The sequence below is a fragment of the Micromonospora sp. LZ37 genome (assembly GCF_059359015.1).
Genome location: NZ_JCADBL010000005.1, coordinates 314,023 through 333,369, shown reverse-complemented (window position 1 = coordinate 333,369; position 19,347 = coordinate 314,023). Strand labels below are relative to the sequence as shown.

The 19,347-nt window shown below is 68.7% G+C and carries 16 protein-coding genes; 2 read left to right on the top strand and 14 right to left on the bottom strand.

Annotated features, from left to right (window positions below; all coding sequences use genetic code 11):
• On the bottom strand, window positions 1–648 hold the full coding sequence (locus tag AC5L3Z_RS14055) for a ribonuclease FAU-1 family protein (RefSeq protein WP_494842137.1): 648 nt from the start codon (window positions 646–648) through the stop codon (window positions 1–3).
• Window positions 649–715: 67 nt separating this feature from the next.
• Complete coding sequence (gene proS / locus AC5L3Z_RS14050) at window positions 716–2,122, bottom strand: proline--tRNA ligase (protein ID WP_334522919.1); 1,407 nt, start codon at window positions 2,120–2,122, stop codon at window positions 716–718.
• Between the two features lie 175 nt (window positions 2,123–2,297).
• On the opposite strand from proS, the gene AC5L3Z_RS14045 reads away from it, so the two are divergent.
• Complete coding sequence (locus AC5L3Z_RS14045) at window positions 2,298–2,894, top strand: TetR/AcrR family transcriptional regulator (protein WP_494842136.1); 597 nt, start codon at window positions 2,298–2,300, stop codon at window positions 2,892–2,894.
• Window positions 2,895–3,054: 160 nt separating this feature from the next.
• On the opposite strand, the gene AC5L3Z_RS14040 is transcribed toward AC5L3Z_RS14045, so the two are convergent.
• From AC5L3Z_RS14040 to AC5L3Z_RS14025, 4 genes are all read right to left on the bottom strand, one after another.
• Window positions 3,055–4,134: an amidohydrolase family protein gene (locus AC5L3Z_RS14040; RefSeq protein ID WP_494842135.1), complete on the bottom strand. Its 1,080-nt coding sequence runs from the start codon at window positions 4,132–4,134 to the stop codon at window positions 3,055–3,057.
• Between the two features lie 75 nt (window positions 4,135–4,209).
• Window positions 4,210–4,788 carry a Uma2 family endonuclease gene (locus AC5L3Z_RS14035; RefSeq protein ID WP_494842133.1) on the bottom strand — a complete coding sequence of 193 codons (579 nt, stop codon included), beginning with the start codon at window positions 4,786–4,788 and terminating at the stop codon, window positions 4,210–4,212.
• A gap of 67 nt (window positions 4,789–4,855) precedes the next feature.
• Window positions 4,856–6,412: a signal recognition particle protein gene (gene ffh / locus AC5L3Z_RS14030; protein ID WP_494842131.1), complete on the bottom strand. Its 1,557-nt coding sequence runs from the start codon at window positions 6,410–6,412 to the stop codon at window positions 4,856–4,858.
• A gap of 150 nt (window positions 6,413–6,562) precedes the next feature.
• The gene (locus AC5L3Z_RS14025; RefSeq protein ID WP_494842129.1) at window positions 6,563–7,873 is read right to left on the bottom strand and encodes a sugar transferase; all 1,311 of its coding nucleotides are present in this window, start codon (window positions 7,871–7,873) and stop codon (window positions 6,563–6,565) included.
• Window positions 7,874–8,439: 566 nt separating this feature from the next.
• Here AC5L3Z_RS14025 and AC5L3Z_RS14020 point away from each other — a divergent pair.
• On the top strand, window positions 8,440–9,006 hold the full coding sequence (locus AC5L3Z_RS14020; protein WP_494842127.1) for an arsenate-mycothiol transferase ArsC: 567 nt from the start codon (window positions 8,440–8,442) through the stop codon (window positions 9,004–9,006).
• Window positions 9,007–9,042: 36 nt separating this feature from the next.
• On the opposite strand, the gene AC5L3Z_RS14015 is transcribed toward AC5L3Z_RS14020, so the two are convergent.
• From AC5L3Z_RS14015 to AC5L3Z_RS13980, 8 genes are all read right to left on the bottom strand, one after another.
• On the bottom strand, window positions 9,043–10,119 hold the full coding sequence (locus AC5L3Z_RS14015; RefSeq protein WP_494842125.1) for a glycosyltransferase family 4 protein: 1,077 nt from the start codon (window positions 10,117–10,119) through the stop codon (window positions 9,043–9,045).
• The gene (locus AC5L3Z_RS14010) at window positions 10,116–11,507 is read right to left on the bottom strand and encodes an O-antigen ligase family protein (protein WP_494842123.1); all 1,392 of its coding nucleotides are present in this window, start codon (window positions 11,505–11,507) and stop codon (window positions 10,116–10,118) included. The genes AC5L3Z_RS14015 and AC5L3Z_RS14010 overlap by 4 nt, the downstream gene beginning before the upstream one ends.
• 14 nt (window positions 11,508–11,521) lie before the next feature.
• Window positions 11,522–12,898 carry a tyrosine-protein kinase domain-containing protein gene (locus AC5L3Z_RS14005; protein WP_494842121.1) on the bottom strand — a complete coding sequence of 459 codons (1,377 nt, stop codon included), beginning with the start codon at window positions 12,896–12,898 and terminating at the stop codon, window positions 11,522–11,524.
• Window positions 12,899–13,046: 148 nt separating this feature from the next.
• Window positions 13,047–14,510, bottom strand: a complete 1,464-nt coding sequence (locus tag AC5L3Z_RS14000; RefSeq protein ID WP_494842119.1) for an oligosaccharide flippase family protein — start codon at window positions 14,508–14,510, stop codon at window positions 13,047–13,049.
• Between the two features lie 4 nt (window positions 14,511–14,514).
• Window positions 14,515–15,732: a glycosyltransferase gene (locus AC5L3Z_RS13995; protein WP_494842118.1), complete on the bottom strand. Its 1,218-nt coding sequence runs from the start codon at window positions 15,730–15,732 to the stop codon at window positions 14,515–14,517.
• Window positions 15,729–16,892 carry a glycosyltransferase gene (locus tag AC5L3Z_RS13990; RefSeq protein WP_494842116.1) on the bottom strand — a complete coding sequence of 388 codons (1,164 nt, stop codon included), beginning with the start codon at window positions 16,890–16,892 and terminating at the stop codon, window positions 15,729–15,731. The genes AC5L3Z_RS13995 and AC5L3Z_RS13990 overlap by 4 nt, the downstream gene beginning before the upstream one ends.
• The gene (locus AC5L3Z_RS13985) at window positions 16,889–18,091 is read right to left on the bottom strand and encodes a glycosyltransferase (protein ID WP_494842115.1); all 1,203 of its coding nucleotides are present in this window, start codon (window positions 18,089–18,091) and stop codon (window positions 16,889–16,891) included. Before AC5L3Z_RS13985 ends, AC5L3Z_RS13990 begins: the two co-directional genes overlap by 4 nt.
• Before the next feature lie 13 nt (window positions 18,092–18,104).
• Window positions 18,105–19,235 (bottom strand): glycosyltransferase, encoded by a 1,131-nt coding sequence (locus tag AC5L3Z_RS13980; RefSeq protein ID WP_494842113.1) that lies wholly within the window; start codon window positions 19,233–19,235, stop codon window positions 18,105–18,107.
• Between the last annotated feature and the right edge of the window lie 112 nt (window positions 19,236–19,347).

Here is a 19,347-nt window from a genome sequence, read left to right as displayed (position 1 = left end):
TCAGCGGACCGGCGGACGGTCCCAGCCGGCGGGGAGGCCGTCCGGGACCTGCCAGTCCGGCGGCGGGGCGAAGTCGCACCAGGTGCCGTCGAACGGGAACTTCCCCGCCTCGGCCAGGCCGATCACCCGCTCCCCCTCGGCGCGTACCGCCGCGGCGTCGGTCACCCAGTAGTCGTCGGGGAAGGCCAGCCGCTCGGCGAACTCCTCCTCGTCCTTCCACTGCCAGCTCAGGTCCGGGTGGACGACCACGTCGAGGTCCTGGTCGACCACGTCCACCCCGGCCACCGGGCCGTCGTCCCACCGGACGCCCGGCTCCTCCAGGTTGACGTACCAGTTCACGAAGCGACCCTGCGCGTCGCGGAACCACCAGACCGAGTGGGCCGCGCCGGTGGGCAGGAACTTCAGCAGCGGCGGCCCGTTCCACCGGCCCCGGGCCAGCCGGTACGACGAGGTGATCCACTCGGCGAACGGCATCGCCCGCATGCCCAGCCCGGCCTCGGTGACCTCGTGCGCCACCGGCGAGTCCCGGGCGATCCAGATCAGCAGCCCACGCTCGTCGTCGCTGACCACCCGACCCGGGCGGACCCAGCCGATCCGGCCGTGCCGCACGTTCCGGTGCATGATCAGCCGACCCGGTTCGAAGCGCACCTCACCACCCCCGCCTGTCAACGGGCCCCTCCCCCACCGGAGGCGGCAGGAAGGGCCTTCTCCCCCGTCAGTAGGCGCGGGCGAGGATGGCGACCAGGTCGGGCTCGTCCTCGGAGTCCGGCACGGAGCCGTCGGCGCGGAGCAGGCAACGCACGGTGACGCCCTGGCCGTTCGCCTCCGCCTCACCCTGGACGCCGACCGCCGACCACGGCACCCGGGCCCAGCCGGTCGCCGCCGCCTCGATCGCCTCGGCCAGGGTCGACACCTCGACCGTGCGGGACTGCCGGTGTGCCAGGGCTTGGTCGTGCAGGGCCTGCTGGTCGGCCTCCAGCGCGGCCAGCACCGCGCCGACCACGTCCGCCACCGGGGTGGGGGACTTCGAGCCGTCCGTCCGCCGGACCACCACCGCGTTGCCGGCGGCCAGGTCGCGCGGGCCGACCTCGACGCGTACCGGATAGCCGCGCAGCTCGGCGTCGACGGCCCGGCGGCCGAACGCGGTGTCGGTGCGGTCGTCGAGCGCGACCCGGACACCGGCGTCGCGCAGCGCGTCGCGGAGCTTGGCCGCCGCCTCGCCGACGCCCTCGCCGTCCTTGACGATCATCACGTACGCCTGGACCGGCGCCACCCGTGGCGGCACCCGCAGCCCGTTGTCGTCGCCGTGGGCCATGATCAGGCCGCCGAGCATCCGGGTCGAGGTGCCCCAGGAGGTCGTCCAGGCGTGCTCCCGGCCGCCCTCGGCCGAGGAGTAGCTGATGTCGAACGCCTTGGCGAAGTTCTGCCCGAGCTCGTGGCTGGTGCCCAGCTGGAGCGCCTTGCCGTCACCCATCATGCCTTCGCAGGTGTAGGTGGCGGTCGCGCCGGCGAAGCGCTCCCGGGCGGTCTTCAGACCGACCACCACCGGGATGCCGAGCACGTTGACCATCAGGTCCTCGTACGCCTCGTGCAGGATCCGCCGGGCGTAGGCGCGGGCGTCCTCGCGGGTCGCGTGCGCGGTGTGCCCCTCCTGCCAGAGGAACTCGCTGGTCCGCAGGAAGATCCGCGGCCGCAGCTCCCAGCGCACCACGTTGGCCCACTGGTTGAGCAGCAGCGGCAGGTCCCGGTACGAGTCGATCCACTTGGCCATGAACTCGCCGATCACCGTCTCGCTGGTGGGACGCACCACCACCGGCTCGGCGAGCTGCTTGCCACCACCGTGGGTGACGACGGCGAGCTCCGGCGAGAAGCCCTCGACGTGCTCGGCCTCGCGCTTGAGGTAGCTCTCCGGGATGAAGAGCGGGAAGTACGCGTTCTCCGCGCCGGCCGCCTTGATCCGGGCGTCCATCTCGGCCTGCATCCGCTCCCAGATGGCGTAGCCGGCCGGTCGGATGACCATGGTGCCGCGGACCGGGCCGTTGTCGGCCAGCTTCGCCTTGGCGATCAGGTCCTGGTACCAGCGGGGGAAGTCCTCCGCACGGGGAGTGAGCACGCGTGCCATGACCGCACATCCTATGCGTCGCCGGTGGGGGCAGCGCGATCGGGCGCGGCATTCCGAGCATCCGCCGTCATGGCGACCCTCGATCCGCGTGCCCGAGCGACTCCGCCGCCGGAGTACAGCCCCGCGCCCGGCTGGTGGCAGGTCGGTGGCGCCACCGACCTAGACTTCGACCACCATGGTTGAGCACAGGGACAGCAGTCCGGTGCGGGACGGCATCGTCGACGCCGCCCGAGCGCTGACCGTCGCGCACGGCTGGGACGGCGTACGGATGGGCGCGGTGGCCACCGCCGCCGGGGTGAGCCGGCAGACCGTCTACAACGAATTCGGCAGCAAGGCCGGGCTGGCCGAGGCCCTCGCCCGCCGCGAGGTGGACCGGTTCGTCGACGACGTACGCGCGGCGCTGGGCGAGCACGGCGCCGACGTTCGCGCCGGGGCGTACGCGGCCATCCGGCACACCCTCACCGCGGCGGCGGACAACCCGCTGATCAAGGCGATCCTGACCAGCGCCCGGGGCGGCTCGGACGAGCTGCTGCCGTACCTGACCACCCGCTCCGACCTGGTCCTGACCGAGGCCTCCGGCGCGCTGCTGGAATGGGCCGACGGCATCCTTCCCGGCACCGACCCGGTCGCCCTGGCCTTCGCGGCGGACTCCACAGTCCGCCTGGTGGTGAGCCACATCGTGCTCCCCCAGGCCCCGGTCGACCAGACCGCCCGCGCCCTCGCGGACCTGGCCCTGCACCTCTTCCTCCAGGCCACCACCCCGCCCCGCTGACGCACGCCGCACCCGCACGCCGCACGCCAAGATCGCGCTACTTCCTGGATGTAGTGGCATCAAAGCGCGACGCAGGCCACTACATCCAGGATCGAGCGCGATCTTGCCGCCGCAGGGCACCCCGAGCCGCGCGTTGCAGTCCGGGCCGCGGGGGGCGGGGTCAGCGGAGCACGCGGCCGCGCAGGACGATGCGGGACGGGGTGCGGACCACGCGCAGGTCGGCGCGGGGGTCCTGCGGGTACACGGTGAGGTCGGCGAGACCGCCCTCGACCAGGCCGGGGAAGCCGAGCCAGTCCCGGGCGCCCCAGGAGGCGGCGGCGAGGACGTCCACCGCCGACATGCCGGCCTGCTCGTGCAGCAGCAGCATCTCCTCGGCGGCCAGCCCGTGGTCGATGCCGCCCCCGGCGTCGGTGCCGACGTAGATCGGCACCCCCGCCTCGTACGCCGCCCGGACCACCTCGGGGAAGCGGTCGCGCAGGGCGATCATGTGGTCGGCGTAGCCGGGGAACTTCGCCCGCGCCTGCTCGGCGATCCCGCCGAACGTCCGGATGTTGATCATCGTGGGGACCAGCGCGGTCCCCTGCCGGGCCATCAGGTCGACCAGGTCGAGGCTGAGGCCGGTACCGTGCTCCACCGAGTCCACCCCGGCCCGCACCATGATCTCCACGGCGGACTCGCTGAAGGTGTGCACCGCGGCGCGTACCCCGGCGGCGTGTGCGGCGGCCACGGCCGCCGTCATGGTGTCGGCGTCCCAGGCCGGCGCGAGGTCGCCCACGCCGCGGTCGATCCAGTCGCCGACCAGCTTGACCCAGCCGTTGCCGGCCGCCGCCTGCTCGGCCACGGTGGCGGCGACCTCCGCCGGCCCGACCTCGACGCCGATGTCGCGCAGGTAGCGCTTCGGCGGGGCGACGTGCCGCCCGGCGCGGGCGAGCCGGGGCAGGTCCGGCTCGTCGTCCAGCTCGGGATAGGGGTACGGGGAGCCGGCGTCGCGGATGGCGAGGACCCCGGCGTCCCGGTCGGTCCGGGCCAGTTCGCGGGCCTGGTCCAGGGAGGTGATCGGGGCGCCGCCCCGGGCGATACCGATGTGGCAGTGCGCGTCGGTCAGGCCGGGCAGCACGAACCCGCCGTCGACCACGGTCTCGGCGCCGGGCACCGGGTCGAAGGTGACCCGGTCACCGACCAGCCACAGGTCCCGGACCTCGTCGTCGGGCAGGAGCACACCACGCACATGCAGAGCCATGTGCACAGTCCTACCGGATCGGCACGGGACGCGCGTGACGGGCCGGGCACGTCGGCCCGCGCGCCGCTGCCGGGGTCACTCCCCGTCGGCGGCGCGCAGGTCGTTGCGTCGCACCGTCAGGGCCGGCAGGTCGACCGACACCTTCCACGGGCGCTCGGTGACGAACAGGTCCTCGGTGTGGGCGACCTGCTCGTACTCGCGGCCCGCGCCGAGCGCGTACTCGGTCAGCGTGATCCGCTCCTGGAGCGGATCCACCACCCAGTAGGACCGGACCCCGGCGTGCGCGTAGACCTTGGCCTTGTCGTACATGTCGCGGAAGGTGGACGTCGGGGAGACGACCTCGACGGCGAGCAGGGCGTCCTCGACCGGGACGGGCGAGCGGTCGGCGTGCTTGCGGCGGATCACCACCACGTCGGGCCGGGGTTCGTTGCGCCGGTCGACCCGCATCGACAGGTCGATGCTGACCAGGTACTCCGGTGGGCAGTTGACCCGAAGCGCGAGCAGCAGACGGACACGCATGTCCTGGTGCACGGCGGTGGGCGACGGCACGATCAACCTTCCGTTGATCAGTTCGTACGGAAGGTCCTTGGGCAGGTCACCCAGGTCGTCGACCGTCCACTCGTGCCGCTCGGGCAAGATCGGGGCCGCGGTCATGACATCTCCTTCCAGGGGGAGACGTCACCCTAAGCGCCGAAGACGTCGCCCACCGCCACCGACACGCTCAGCGGGGCCGCTGGTCGCCCTTGCCCAGCTTGTTGAAGTCGATCTTCGGGAGCTTGAAGCCCGGCGGCAGGCCCTGGCCGCCGGCCAGGTCGCCCGGGTCCATGCCCGGTGGGAGCTGCGGCATGCCGCCGGGGAAGCCGCCCGGCATGCCGGCGCCCGCCCCGGTACGCGGCCGGCCGCCACCCTTGGTGCCCTTGCGCTTGTTCTTCGGCGACTTGGTGGCCTTGCGCCGCCCGGCGCCGGGCAGGCCCATCATGCCGCCCATCTGCTTCATCATCTTCTGCGCGTCGGTGAAGCGGTTGAGCAGCTGGTTGACGTCCATCACGGTGACCCCGGAGCCGTTGGCGATCCGGGCCCGGCGAGAGCCGTTGATGATCTTCGGGTTGGTGCGCTCGGCCGGGGTCATCGACCGGATGATCGCGGTGACCCGGTCGAAGTGCTTGTCGTCCAGCTCGGCGAGCTGGTCCTTCATCTGCCCCATGCCCGGCATCATGGCCAGCACGTTGGCGATCGGGCCCATCCGCCGGACCGCGATGAGCTGGTCGAGGAAGTCCTCCAGGGTGAACTGCTCGCCGCCCATCAGCTTGGCGGTCATCTTCTCCTTCTGATCGGAGTCGAAGGCCTGCTCGGCCTGCTCGATCAGAGTGAGGACGTCGCCCATGCCGAGGATCCGGCTGGCCATCCGGTCGGGGTGGAAGACGTCGAAGTCCTCCAGCTTCTCGCCGGTGGAGGCGAAGAGGATCGGCTGCCCGGTGACCTCCCGGACCGACAGGGCGGCGCCACCGCGGGCGTCGCCGTCGAGCTTCGAGAGGACCACACCGGTGATGCCGACGCCGTCGCGGAACGCCTCCGCGGTGCGGACCGCGTCCTGGCCGACCATCGCGTCGATGACGAAGATGACCTCGTCCGGGTCGACCGCGTCGCGGATGTCGGCGGCCTGCTGCATCATCTCGGCGTCGATGCCCAGCCGGCCGGCGGTGTCGACGATGACGATGTCCCGGGCGGCACGCCGGGCGTGCTCGATGGAGGCGCGCGCGACCTGCACCGGGTCGCCCGTGCCGTTGCCGGGCTCCGGGGCGTACACCTCGACGCCGGCGCGGCCACCGAGCACCTGGAGCTGCCCGACGGCGTTGGGGCGCTGGAGGTCGGCGGCGACCAGCAGCGGCTGGTGACCCTGGGCCTTGAGCCAGCGGGCCAGCTTGCCGGCGAGGGTGGTCTTACCGGAACCCTGGAGGCCGGCCAGCATGATCACCGTCGGCGCCTGCTTGGCGAACTGGAGTCGCCGTCCCTCGCCGCCGAGCACGTTGACCAGCTCGTCGTTGACGATCTTGATGATCTGCTGGGCGGGGTTGAGCGCCTCGGAGACCTCCGCGCCGCGGGCCCGCTCCTTGAGGTTGGCGATGAAGCCCTTGACCACGGGCAGCGCGACGTCCGCCTCCAGCAACGCCATGCGGATCTCGCGCGCGGTGGCGTCGATGTCGGCGTCGGTGAGCCGCCCCTTGCCGCGGAGCTTGGTGAAGATCCCGGACAGGCGGTCACTCAAGGTGTCAAACACGCGAACATCCCGTTTGTCAGTGTTAGGGCGGGCACACACAGCCGGGGTGCAGGAACCGGCCACCGCAAGGGTATCCCGCCGTCCGCACCCGCGCCCCGCGCCGTGGCAGCCAGCGATCCACACGGCGGGCAACGTACGCCGGCTGCCCGGCTACCGGCCTCCGCCGACCAGGACCTCGCGGATCGTCCGCAGCAGGATCTTGAAATCCAACCACAGCGACCAGTTCTCGATGTAGTAGTTGTCGAAGCGCGCCCGATCGGAGATCGGGGTGTCGCCGCGCAGACCGCTGACCTGAGCCAGCCCGGTGAGACCGGCGGGGACGCGGTGGCGCCACGAGTAGTGGCTGTGGGCGGCGGAGAACACCTCCACGAAGTGCGGCCGCTCCGGGCGCGGGCCGACCAACGTCATGTCACCCCGCAGGATGTTCCACAGCTGGGGCAGCTCGTCGAGCGACGTCCGCCGCAGGAAGCGCCCCACCGGCCCCACCCGGCTGTCGTTCGCCACCGACCAGGTGGTCTGCGACTCGGCCTCGCTGGCGGGACGCATGGAACGGAACTTCAGGACCTCGAAGAGCTTGCCGTGCCGGCCCACCCGCTGCTGACGGAAGAGGACCCCCGGCCCGCCTTCGATCCGCACCGCCAACGTACAGAGGGCAAGGACCGGAGCGAGGGCGAGGAGCGCCAGCGCACTGAAGATGACATCAACCGATCGCTTGAGGGCCCATCGCCAGCCGCTCAACCGAGGTGGGCGGATCCGCATCACCGGGATCGCCCCGATGTGGTCCGGCCGCGCGGTCTGAGTCTGGAACTGGTGCATCCGCGGCACGACCAGGATGTCGTACGTGGTGGCCATCGCCTGGCGAAGGAGCCCAGCGAACCGGCTGTCGGTGATGTCCGGGTCGGCGATGAGCAGCACGTCAGCCTTGGCCCGCGCCATCGCCGCGGTGAGGTCGTCCAGGTCACCGAGGTGCGTCAGGTCGTGCACCGCGTGACCGGCGCGGTGCGGGTTGTCGACGAAACCCACGACCCGCAGCCCGTACTGGGGGTAGCGGGCCAGCACCTCGGCCAGGTCAGCCGCGACGGGGCCGCTGCCGACGAGGATGGTCGCGTGGCCGACTATCCGTCGCCGACGGCCCATCATGATCGTCCACATCGTCAGGCCTCGGCCGATGAGCAGCAGTACGACCATGACCGTGGCCGCGCGTAGCAGACTTCCGAAGTTGGCGAAGCTCTCGTGCCGAAGGGCCGCGACGAAGGCGACCAGCGCCGCTGCCACGAGGAAACGACTGAGGATCACCGGTGCCTCGTCGAGGATCGAGAGGTGCAGGCGGGATCGGTAGAGGCCGCCGGAGGCCAGCAGGGCGATGGTCAGGAGACCCATGACCATCAGGCCACGCCAGTGAGCGGCGTTGAAGGGCACCGGAGCCAACATGACGGCGAGGTCCACGGGCAGCACGAGCATCCAAGCCCGGAGATAGCCGATCGTCGCCCGCTCAGGAGCTGGGGCCGGTGGCGGCTGGACGCCGTCTCCCCGCAGCCCGCCGGGTGGTATCCGCAGGTCGAGAGTCTCCGCATCGACGGCGCCCCGGCTCATCTGCACGGGCGGCGTGAACACAGCCGTCGACAAGCTTGTCTGTCCAGAACCCACCTTGCGCGTCTCCCCCGCGAATGGCACGTCAATCCGCGGGCCTAAGCCGCGCGTCATTGTGACGAGCGCCGCCGGGGACGTGCGCGTTACTCCAGATGCGAATCTCCCCGCATGCAGCGCTCGTGATCTTAACCTGGACAGAAGGCCCCGCCAGCAGCGAAAAGGCGAACCCCATCGGCTGTTTGGTGGACCGGTTATCCACCCCGCAGGCGGATCTGAACCGAGCTTTCGATGCCGCAGTGAGGTCCATTACGGAGCGTGCTTCCACGACTACCGCAGGCGATAGATGCACGTAGCTGGCTTCACTCTCCGCCGAGGCCGCAGCCCGCACGGTAGGTATCCTTCTCCCTGCCGGCCGTGGCGATGGGGGAAGGTCTGCAATGGGGGGCATCATTCACGTATGCACCGGGAACCAGGCCCGGTCACCAATTGCCCTACGACTGATGGAGGCCGGCCTCCGGGATCGATACGGACGGGCAGCCGAATCGATCTTTGTGACGAGCGGCGGTACCCAGGGGCCGCCCGGCCGGCCAATGCAGCCCTTCGCCATTGCCGAGCTGGAAAGCCGCAGTGTGCCCGCGGACCATTTCGTCTCCCAATTGCTCGACCTGGGCGCTGTGGCACGTGCGCACCTCGTCCTCACCGCCACCCGCAAGCACCGTGACGAGGTTGTCGCCCAGGTGCCCAGGGCCCTCCCTTACACGTTCACCTGGCGAGAACTGGCGTGGCTGGTGCGCGGGCTCAAACCCGACGAGGTGCCGGGGAACTACGCGGTCGAGCGGGCGGCCAACCTGGCACGGGTGGTCAAGCAGCGGCGCGGTTACCTGCAGCCACTGCCGCCCGAGAGCTTCGACATCGCCGATCCCATGGGTGGCACCAGACAGGACTACCGCGTCGCGGCGGACCAGATCGAAGAGGCGATCGAGACGATCCTGGGTGTGGTGTAGCTCCGACGCCGCCCAGTCAAGCGGGGACGGCAGCGCTTATGCGGCGACATCAAGGAAAATCCGCTCGTACGAATCGAGCCAGGTGTCGATTCCGTGCATCCTGGTGACGTAGTCACGTCCGCCGCCGGGCGTGGACAGGAGTTCGTCGACACGACCCGGCGTCAGCTCATCGGTGTCCGTCAGCAGCAGGCCACCGCATCGGGAGACCAGATCGCTTCCGGGGTCTCCGTCAAAGCCGACCACTGGCAGGCCACATGATGCGGCCTCCAGGAGGGCCAGGGACGTCCCGTCGGTGTCGGCGCCGCAGTAGAGGTAGAGGTCACTGGCCCTGAGGACATCGATGGTGTCGTCGCGCCACCCCATGAAGACGATGTCATCCCTGCCGTTGGCGAGATCCTCCAGCCGAGTCCGATCCGGTCCGTCGCCCACCACGACGAGCGCGATGCCGCCGGCAATCGCCGCCTTGATGGCGCGCTCGTGACGTTTCGCGGGATGAAGGCGTGAGGCCAGTACGGCAACCGGTCGGTCCTGGAGGTGCGCCGGAAGCAGCCGCTGCCGGAAACTGCGCTTTTGATCGGGAGAACAGGGAGTGCACCGATCAGTGTCGATGGCGTTTGGAATAACAACCAGCCGCTCTGGCTCCACGACGTCGCGAAGATCCTGCGCCACCTCGCCACTTACACAGACGATGCGAGACACGTGCCGCGCCGCCCGGGCGTAGGCCGCGAGAAGAGCCCTCCCACCCAGAGCTCCCGTCCACCGCCCGTGCTCCGTCCACACGACGGGAGCCCTCTGGGCGAGCGTCCGAGTCAGCGCGATCTGTTCTCTCTTGAACTGCATGTAGTAAACGGAGGACGGGGGCAGGGCCTGCACTGCCCGCTGCTCAATCGGAACACGCAGGATCCCTTGGAGGAGGGTCCGACGTGACCACTTGGGGCCCAAGCTCGGCACCGTCCGGGGGAGAGCGGTGCTGTCCCAGCCGGGGCAGCGACCGTGGAGGACGAGGGTGTGGTCGCGCTCGGCAAGGCCCTGAGCGAGTGCGAGCGTGTGCGCCTCCGCCCCGCCTGCGGTTTCCGATACGGAGACGATGCCGATACTCAATTTTACTGTCATGCTTTTCCTTCGCCGTTCGCTTGGTGCACAACAACCGCCGCATTCACCCTGGTTGCCGATGTCGTCGCCCCCGGGGATTGGGCCGACCTCCGAGCGGCGCCCCATAATCCCGCCACGATCACTGCCGCAATCCCATACAGCATGGGCCATCTCGTGGTAGTGCTGAGGTACGGAAAGAAGACCAGCACGACGGGCATTTGCAGGAGAAAGCAGGCGGCAACCGACTCGACCAGTGACACACCGCCCGCAGCAGCGTGCCGGGTCGTGCGCGCCGCTTGGACCGTCGACAGGATCAGCAAGGTGCACAAGGCCAGCGCCGCCAAGAGGCCCAGACCTACCCAGACATGCAGGAACTCGTCGTGAATGTAGAGAGCGTTGGCCTTGTTGGCGGCCAGGCCCAACGGTTGCCGCGCGTTCGGGCCGAGTCCGAAGAAGGGTCCGTCGACGCCCAGCTCCCATCCCCGGTACAGGTCGTTGAAGTGGCCAGTTGCTGAGTCTTCCTGTTCCGATCCGGTCAGCACGCCGAGACCACTCTCGATGCGCTGACGCAGGCTTTCTGGCAGGTAGGACGAGAACGCCAAGCCGAGACCCATTAACGCCCCCACGACCAGCGCCCGTTTGATCACACGCACTCCGCGGGCCACGACCAGTAGTAGCAGGCTCGACACGACCAATGCGAGCAGGGGCGTGCGTCGCGGGCTGAGCAACAGTACGACGCTCGCCGTCAATGCGAGCCAGATGTGCAGCCGGTCCCATTTTTGCCGTAGGAACACCGCCAGCAGGATCGCGGCGGCGAGAGCCGGGGTTACTGAGTCGTAATACAAGACGAAGCGTGAGCTTCTTGCCCCGAGGCCGGCCGTGACGAGCGCGGCAACGACCGCCTTGACCGCCATCACGGCCAACAGCGTTCGAGCCATCGCCTGATCGTCCAAGTCCCGCAGGTGCCTTCCGATGACCATTCCGACGAGAATAAGCACGGCCACACTCGCGCCCTTGGCGGCGGACGTCGGGCCGCCGTTGATGAGTCCCGAGAAAGCGGCGGCTGCCATGAGAAGGCCGACGGGCACGAGATATGCGAGCGGGAACCTCTTCTCGGCGGACAGCCCGACGAGCAGCGGAGCGGCGGCGATCGCAATCAGGACGAGGAGCGGAAACCCGAACGCCGAGACGCTGTGCAGTTGATGACCCACGGTCACGATCGAAGGCGCTTCGAGGGCACCCTCCTGAGCGTTTCTCGCACTGGCGAACAATTCCTCTACGGCTACCAGCGCGAACGCGAGGATCGCGACAGTGGCCCTCTTGCCGCCGACGCGCAGGTAGAACCATGGTCCTAGAAGGACAATGGCACATCCGGTTACGACCACAGCACCGAACTCAGACCATGTCATGGTGGGCTGGTGACTCAGCTCTTGGAGCGCGTACGCCGAGGGGCGGGCGTGTTGTAGTAGTTGTTCTTGAGTAGGGCTTTGTCTGGCCTGAGCCGGTTGACCACCAGACCGAGCACGGGCGCGTCCACGCGCCGCAGCGAATCCACGGCGGCGGCAAGCTGGTCGGTACGGGTAGAGCCAGCCCGGGCCACCACCACGGCACCGCCCGTCATGCGAGCGATGATCGTCGCGTCGGTCACCGGTAGGAGGGGCGGCGAATCGAAAATCACGGTCATGCCCGCCGCCTCCAGCGAGGCGACCACCTTGCTCAATCGGGTGGACCCCAGCAACTCGCTGGGGTTGGGAGGCGTCGGCCCGGCCGGGAGGATGTACAACGGCAGATCGCCCCGCCACTGCTGCATGGCCTGGTTCACACCTACATCGCCCAACAGTACATTGGTGAGCCCGACTCCGTTCGACAGCGCAAAGGTGTCCGCCACGCTGGGCCGTCGCAGATCAGCGTCGACGAGCACGACCGCCTGACCGGCCTGAGCGAGGGCAATCGCCAGATTCGCCGCCGTCGTCGTCTTGCCCTCGGCGGGCAGTGAACCGGTGACCACGAAGCTGGTGATGCGGCGGTCGATGGACAGGAACCTGATGTTGGTGCGCAACTGCCGGAACGCCTCCGCCCGTGCCGTCGCCTGCTCATCCGCGATCAGGGGGTTCGGGCTCTTCTTGGGATCCTGCGGCACCGCACCGAGGACAGGAGCGCCGGCCGCCTGCTCCGCGTCTCTCTTGCCGCGAATGGTCCGGTCAAGTGTCCCCCGCAGGATGGCACCGCCGAGGCCGAGACCGAGACCGAGGATCAGGCCGAGCGCCACGTTCAGTTTGGTGCGCGGAGCGACGGGTTCGTCGGAAGCGGTGGCCTGCTGGGTGACGGAGACCTTGACCGGGGAGTTCGTCTCGCCCTTCGGCGTCTCGATCTTGTCAACGAGGCGGGGAAACTCCTCGGCGATCTCGTTGGCGATGTCCCGGGCACGTTCAGGGGAACCGTCCCGGACGGTGATGTCCAGCAGGACAGTATCGGGCGGGGTCTCCGTCGCGATGTTCTTGACGAGTTCCGCAGGCGTGTAGGGAAGGTCGAGCGACGTGATGACGGTCTGGGCGACATCGGGGCTGGCCACCAGAGCCGCATACGACTTGACCCGCTGCTGACTGAAGATGCCGCCCTGGTTGAGCTGGCTGTTGTCTCCCTCCTTGCCGCTCGCCGACACGAACAGTTGCACAGTCGCCTCATACACGGGACTCTGGGTAGCCGAATGGATCGCAGCAAGAGTGACCCCCGAGGCAGTCGCCAGCACCACCATGATCCAATGCCCGCGAATCAGGCGTAGGTAATCAGCGAGGCTCATTTTTCTCCTGAACTCAGGGCGATGCAGTCTGGCGCCCACACACAATTACGAACAGGTCGCAGGTGCCCGCAACCGGCTGAGCTTACCGTCGGCGCCACCACCGTCGAATCGCCCAGCGGACTACACCGATGAACACGATCACCGGTTTTCATGAGTGAATCCGGGTCCCCTTCCCGAGGTACCGCCCCACACCGCCGGCCGGCAGGAGACCCGCGACCTTCGCCATCCCCAGCGTGCCCAGAGCACCGGTGAGCGCGATGGCCACCCGCTCGACGGTCTCGCGTGGGCCCACGGCATCAAGCCCCAGCCAGCAGATCACCAACGTCAAGACCATCAGGCCGATCACACCCGGGTACGGGAAACGCACTGCCGCGAGACCATCCTGGGCCACGGCGAGCAACAGTGCCCGCGTCGCCTGGGCCACCAGGATCGAGACTGCTGCGGCGATCGCGCCGTACTCAGGAACGAAGAGGGCGGATCCGCCGAGACTGATCACGACGGCCACGAGGCCGGTCCACGCCATCGTGCTCCCCCGACCGGCGGCAATGATGGCCGTCCCCCAGACGCAATCCCAGCCGAACGGGATGGTGGCCGCCAAGCAGATCGTCAGGATGAGGCCCAGGTCCGAGAACCCAGGCCCCAGCAGCCACGCCGCGATCCCCTCACCCAGGACGGCCGTGAACTGCACGACGAGCGCGCCAGCGATCGTGATCCATCCGATCGACGCCCGGATGATGCTTCCGATCTCCTCGCCCACACGGAACCGGCTCGTCGCTATCGGCAGCAGCATCGATGCGAGAATCGTCGGCAGCAGGTAGGCGGCGTCCACGAATCGTGCGGCCGCGCCCAGGGCCGCTGCTGCATCCGGGCCGGCGAGGGACACCACGATCAGCAGTGGTCCTCGGTTGAAGGCGGCCCAGGCCAGCGAGCCGACCCCGACCAGCCAGGACGCCGCGAGCAGTGATGTCGCGGTCCGAATCCGGACTCGCGGTAGGTCGTCGGCGTCGGCGTCGGCCAGATACCGGCGCGCGAAGAGCGCCACCAGGGCCATCTGCAGCAGCGTCGCGCCGGCGAAAATAGCGGCGAACGCGACAGCGGAGGCGTTGAGGAAGAGAGCGACCGCGCAGCCACCGGTCCAGACAAGGCTCTGGACGATGTTGCCGAGGGCGATCGCGTCCGGCCTCAGCCTGGCGAGAAGCACACTCTGATACACGCTGAGAGCGCTGATGGGCACGGCCGCGAGGAGAAGCGCCATCGACAGCTTCGGCGCCCCGTCCGCGTGCACCGCCCACCATGTGGCGAAGACCAGCATGACTACGGCCAGGGACAGACGGACGAGAAGTGCTGCCTCGATGATGCGACGTTCGCCGCCCGGGTTGATCACGATCTGCCTGGTGACCGTTTGCGTCAGGCCCAGATCGGCCGCGAGGTTCACCAGGCTGACGATGGCGAGGGTGGAGGCGAACCAACCGAAGTCGGTGCGCCCGAGGCCGTGTGCGAGAAAAGCACTGGCCACCCCGCCGGCGGCTGCGCCCGACAATCGGGAGACAAGCTGCAGAACGGCCGAGGTGGTTATTCTGCGTCCCCCTGAACTGACCGCAACGTTGTTCACCGGGTCACCCCGCGTGCCACTTCTGGAGATGATGGCCGTATTCGGCCACGACGGTGTCCGTGCTGAAGCCCTCAAGGATCAGGCTGCGAGCCGCCGCTCCCCTTGTCTCCACCACTGCGGTTTCCGACTGATCGAGCCGAAGTATCTCGGCCGCCATCTCCTCGGGGCCGTCCGCGACGGCGGCGTGCTCACCGGGGACGACCGGAATTCCCTCGAAGGCCACGCTCGTGCCGACGGTCGGGATCGTGGACATCAGCCAGTGCAGGGTCTTGAGCTTCACACCAGCACCGGCCCACAGCGGTATGACAGCCGCCTGCAGCCCGTCCATCCAGTCGTGCAGATTCTCAACGAATCCCAGGAGGGAGACGTTTGTGCTCCTCGCGATTTCGTCGCGTAGGCCACTCGAGCACTTCCCCACACCGACGATCTCGAGCGTGAATCCGTTGGCTGCCAGCTTCGGCCAGCCATCCCGGAGAAACTTGATGAGGCCGTCGGAATTGGCCGAGTAGGAGAAGGAACTCATCCATCCGATCCGCCGGCTTCGCCCCCACGATGCTGCCGGAAAGATGTCGATCGGGGAGGGGACGACGGCGTCCGCCTGCCGCTGGTAGGCCGCCTGCAGTCGGCGGGCCTCGACCTCGGATGTGACGGTCACCCTGTCCACCGTGGGAAGGACCCGACGCTCGAAGCGCAGAGCGGAACTCTCGGCGAGGCGCGAGCGGATTGCCCGGCCAGCCCACAATTCACGGGAAGATGCGCCGAGAACGTTGGACTTGTCCCAAACGACCAGCATTCTCCCCCTCAGCTGCCCCGCGTAGACGCCGGCAGCCTCACCGAAGATCAGGCCGACGTCGGCGGAGGCGGACGAGAGGTGGCTAGCCAGCCGCTGCGACCTGCGTTCGACGATCCAGTTGGGAGTGCCGACGATTCCGCCCGACACCCAGCTCGCGGCGCGACTGGCCGAGCGCTTCGGTGACGGCCACGATGAGGGCTCGGCGTGCACGGGAATCCCCAACGCCTCGTGCAGGGAGTCGACATCGCCGGGCGAGGAATCATGCCGGAGGACGCTGGCCAGCCGGACGTCGAACATGGGAGTGCCGTCGGCTAGCCGCAGCCCGCTCAGACCTCGCAGAATCCTGAAGACCCTCTGCGGATCGCCACGATCGACGGGGTAGGGAAGAAAGGAAGATACAGCTAGCACCCGCAGGGGACGACTGGTCACGGACGCCTCGCGTGGTTCTCGACCAGCGTCGACCATTGGCTGATCAACCGAGACGCCTGCAGTTCAGGCGCGAACTCCTCACGTACTGCTGCCTGTAGCGCGCGACCGATCCGCTCCCGTTTCGCGTCGTCCTGCCACAACTCGATCAGCTTGTCCGCCACGGCGTCGACATCCTCCGGTGCGACGAGACAACCGCTGACGCCGTCCTGGATGAGTTCACCAATTCCGGCTACCGGCGTAGTGATCACACTTATGCCAGCCGCGCCGGCCTCCATCAGCGCCACGGGGATTCCGTCGGCGTCACCGTCAGTGAGCACGCGACACGGCAGGAGCATGGCCTGAGCGCCCAGAATGGCCTTCTGCGTCTCAGCGGCCTGCCGTGCTCCGAGGAATCGGACGAGGTCGCCGACACGCAGCCGGGCCGCCAGATCCCGGAGTGCCTCCAGCTCCGAGCCAGAACCGATGATCACCAGCGGTATCTCGGCACCGTTCACCCTCGCCCGCGCGATCGCCTTGATCGCGATGTCGAGCCCCTTCTTGGGCACGAGCCGCGCCACCGAGATCACGTATCGCGGAGGCAGGTCAAGGTCAGCCGATGAGGGTGCGAAGCGGTAGCTGGCTCGCAGGACACTCATCTTCTCGGTGCCCGCGCCCCCGATCTTCTCGGCCAACGACTTCGAAGTCACATGGCTGATCGTGAAGACATGATCGGCGTGTTCCACCTTGCTCGCCAGGGCGCGCGGGGTGCAGTCGACGATCCAGTCGCCCGCGTGCGCGACCAGCGTGCAAGGAACACCCATGTCTCGGGCGACCTTCAGTGCGATGGGCGCAGGTCGGTTGACGAAGTGACAGTGCACGACGTCCGGCCGCCAGGAACCCAGGGCTCGGACGATCGCCTTGGCGTACGCCGGCGCCAGCAGCCTCACCCGGTAGTCGTCGTCATAGATATCGCGCAGTGGCGGTGACAGCAGGCCGCGCCCGAGATCGATCGCCGGCACCTGCAGCACGCGCTCCGCCAGGTCGGGCGGCGGCGGGAATTCCGGCGTCCGGAGCGACACGACACGGACGTCCACGCCCTTCGCCAACAACTCCCGCGCTTCGTTCATCACGAAGGTCTCGGACAGCTTCGGAAACCGCCACGTCACGTACAGCACTCTCATGGCAACTCCCTCGTCGAGGACGTCAGCAGGGACGCAAGGAGATCACGTAGGAGCTGGCCGCGTTCGGACCAGCTTCCCTGCCGAGCACGCACCATCCTGTCGCGGCGGGCACTGTCCGTGGGGGGGGCGAGCGCGGCGAGCACCCGGTCAAGGAATTCCTGCGGCTCGACTGCCGAGACATGCGGGTTGTCGTCGGCGACCTTGCGAACCTCAGGCAGGGGGGTGCTGACAACCGCCATGCCCGACGCCAGGTATTCGTAGCACTTGAGGGGGCTGACACCCTGGGTGTATGCGTTGAGGGCATAGGGGACCAGACCGACGGTGCACTGACCAGCGACCGCCGCGAGTGCCGGAAGGTCGAGGACGCCTAGGTAGCGCGCTCCCAGACTCGTCAACTCCTCGACCTGCCGGTCGTAGCCCCCGCCGCCGGCGGCGATGGGACCGGCGAGCAGCAGGTCGCCACGCCCCTTGAGCGCCGTGGCCAGGGACTTCAGCACGTCGAAGTCAAGCTTGTGCGGCGACAGGTTCCCGGCGAAGAGCGCCGCAGGGCGCCGCTGTTCCGCCGGCAGGCTCGCGGACTCGAACACGACGGTGTCGGCCACGTTGGTCAAGAGGCGCACCGTCGGGAAGCCAACCGCGGTGAGGTGGTCGGCCACAGCGTGACTGGTCCCGATCGCCAGAACAGCCCGCGAGGAGAGCTTTTCCTCCCCTCGCCGGACGGCCGGACCGTCGATACCGGGGAACTCGGCCAGCAGGTCCACGCAGTGGTACACCGTCAGCTCGGCCAGGGCCTCCAGTCCGTACGTCACGGGGGTGAAGGTCCAGAGCACGCGCGGACCGCTGCTGTTCACCCAGTCGGAGACTGAGCGGTGCAGCAGCGCCCGGTTGACAGGGCGGGTCGGGGCGCGGTGAAGGGGCACCACCACGGGTGAGACGATCCGGACGTTCTCCGGCCTGGATCGAGCGGATCGCTGGACGCTCGACATGGACCTGCGCAACCGCTGCGCCATCCGCTTCAGGTCGCGCGGCTCCAGCTTGGGCCGGCGGAGGCCCAAGGACTCGACGAACGTCACATCGAAGGCCTGGGCGAGTTCCCGGACCACGTAGTGCTGGTTGGTAGCGATGGGCGAATCCCACTCGGCGGTGCCGAGCACGAGTACGTTGACCGCACCCGAATGCCCTTCGGCGGAATGTGACACAGATTCAAGCCCTTCAGGCGTTATCGGCGATCCAGGACGCCAGACTTGACTGGAAGGCGCTCACGGAAAAGCGGTGTGCGTTGGTGAGAACCGCCTCGGTGGATAGCTCGGACACCTGGCGTATCCGCGCGGCATAGGCCGACGGCTCGAACCCGTCGACAAGGTAGCCGGTCCGGCCCTCTTCGACGGTCTCGAGGAGCCCGCCGCGGGCGAGGCCGACTACCGGCGTGCCACAGGCCTGCGCTTCGACCGGAATCATCCCAAAGTCCTCGTGCCCCGGATACAGCAGGCACAGGGCACCCCAGTAGAGCTCCCGCAGTCGTTCATTCGTCGGCCGGATTTCGAATGTGACCGGAACATCCAGCCGCTCCGCCCGGCGGCGAAGCGCCGCCTCTTCCGGCCCCGAGCCGGCCAGAACCAGGGGGAGCCGGACTTCGGCCGCAATCTCCAGCATCAGATCGAATCGCTTGTAGCTGATCCACCGCCCGACGCCCAGCAGGTAGTCGCGCCCCTGTTGCTTGACAACTTCCGGGGCGTCGGCGAAAAAGTCGACGTCGACGGGAGGATTGATGACGCGCGCCTCCCGGCCCCAGTAGCGGCGAATCCGGCCCTGGACCTCGCGGGAGTTCGCCGCGTAACTGTGCACGTGGCGGCTCAGGCGCCGGTCGCTCGCCTGCAGGACTCGGCGCATCGGAGCGAGAAGCGGTTGCGCTCCGCGCTGATCCAGCTCTGGGCTCCAGACGTACCGGGCCGGGGAGTGCACGTAGCTCAGATAACGAGTCTCCGGCGAGTCGCCCAGCTTGACCGTATGCGCGAAGGCGTGGCTGGACGAGATGACCACGTCATAGCTGTCGCGCGTGAGAGTGCGCCAGGTGAGCGGCATGACCGGCAGTGCGAGGGCCTTGCTCCGCCGCAGCGGGGTCCGGGACATCCACGACTCCTGCATGTCCTCGGCCTCCTCAGCCACGTCGTGCTCCTTCCAGAGCACGAACCGTCGGGCATGCGGAACGACCTCGGCCATGCGGAGGTAGACCTGCTCCGAGCCGCCCGTCGCGCTGAACCACTCGTGGACGAGTGCGACGGACTTGCCGGCGAGCGCCGTGGGGGCCGGAATCCCGTGATGTGGCAGGGCGTTCGTCGTCACGATTGCTTGCCGGTTCTCGTTCGTGCGCCGACCCCGCCGTGCGTTGCGGACGTCATCCCGCCACAGAAGGCGGAAGGGATGACGATCCCCTCATGTGGCGTGGCGGAATCCA

Coding starts and splice junctions, on each gene's coding strand:
- proS (WP_334522919.1), bottom strand. CDS start 2,122: ATGGCACGCGTGCTCACTCCCCGTGCGGAGGACTTCCCCCGCTGGTAC.
- AC5L3Z_RS14045 (WP_494842136.1), top strand. CDS start 2,298: ATGGTTGAGCACAGGGACAGCAGTCCGGTGCGGGACGGCATCGTCGAC.
- AC5L3Z_RS14040 (WP_494842135.1), bottom strand. CDS start 4,134: ATGGCTCTGCATGTGCGTGGTGTGCTCCTGCCCGACGACGAGGTCCGG.
- AC5L3Z_RS14035 (WP_494842133.1), bottom strand. CDS start 4,788: ATGACCGCGGCCCCGATCTTGCCCGAGCGGCACGAGTGGACGGTCGAC.
- AC5L3Z_RS14025 (WP_494842129.1), bottom strand. CDS start 7,873: ATGCTCGTGCTGCCCGTGGACCTCGCCGTCATGTTGGCTCCGGTGCCC.
- AC5L3Z_RS14020 (WP_494842127.1), top strand. CDS start 8,440: ATGGGGGGCATCATTCACGTATGCACCGGGAACCAGGCCCGGTCACCA.
- AC5L3Z_RS14015 (WP_494842125.1), bottom strand. CDS start 10,119: ATGACAGTAAAATTGAGTATCGGCATCGTCTCCGTATCGGAAACCGCA.
- AC5L3Z_RS14010 (WP_494842123.1), bottom strand. CDS start 11,507: ATGACATGGTCTGAGTTCGGTGCTGTGGTCGTAACCGGATGTGCCATT.
- AC5L3Z_RS14005 (WP_494842121.1), bottom strand. CDS start 12,898: ATGAGCCTCGCTGATTACCTACGCCTGATTCGCGGGCATTGGATCATG.
- AC5L3Z_RS13990 (WP_494842116.1), bottom strand. CDS start 16,892: ATGAGAGTGCTGTACGTGACGTGGCGGTTTCCGAAGCTGTCCGAGACC.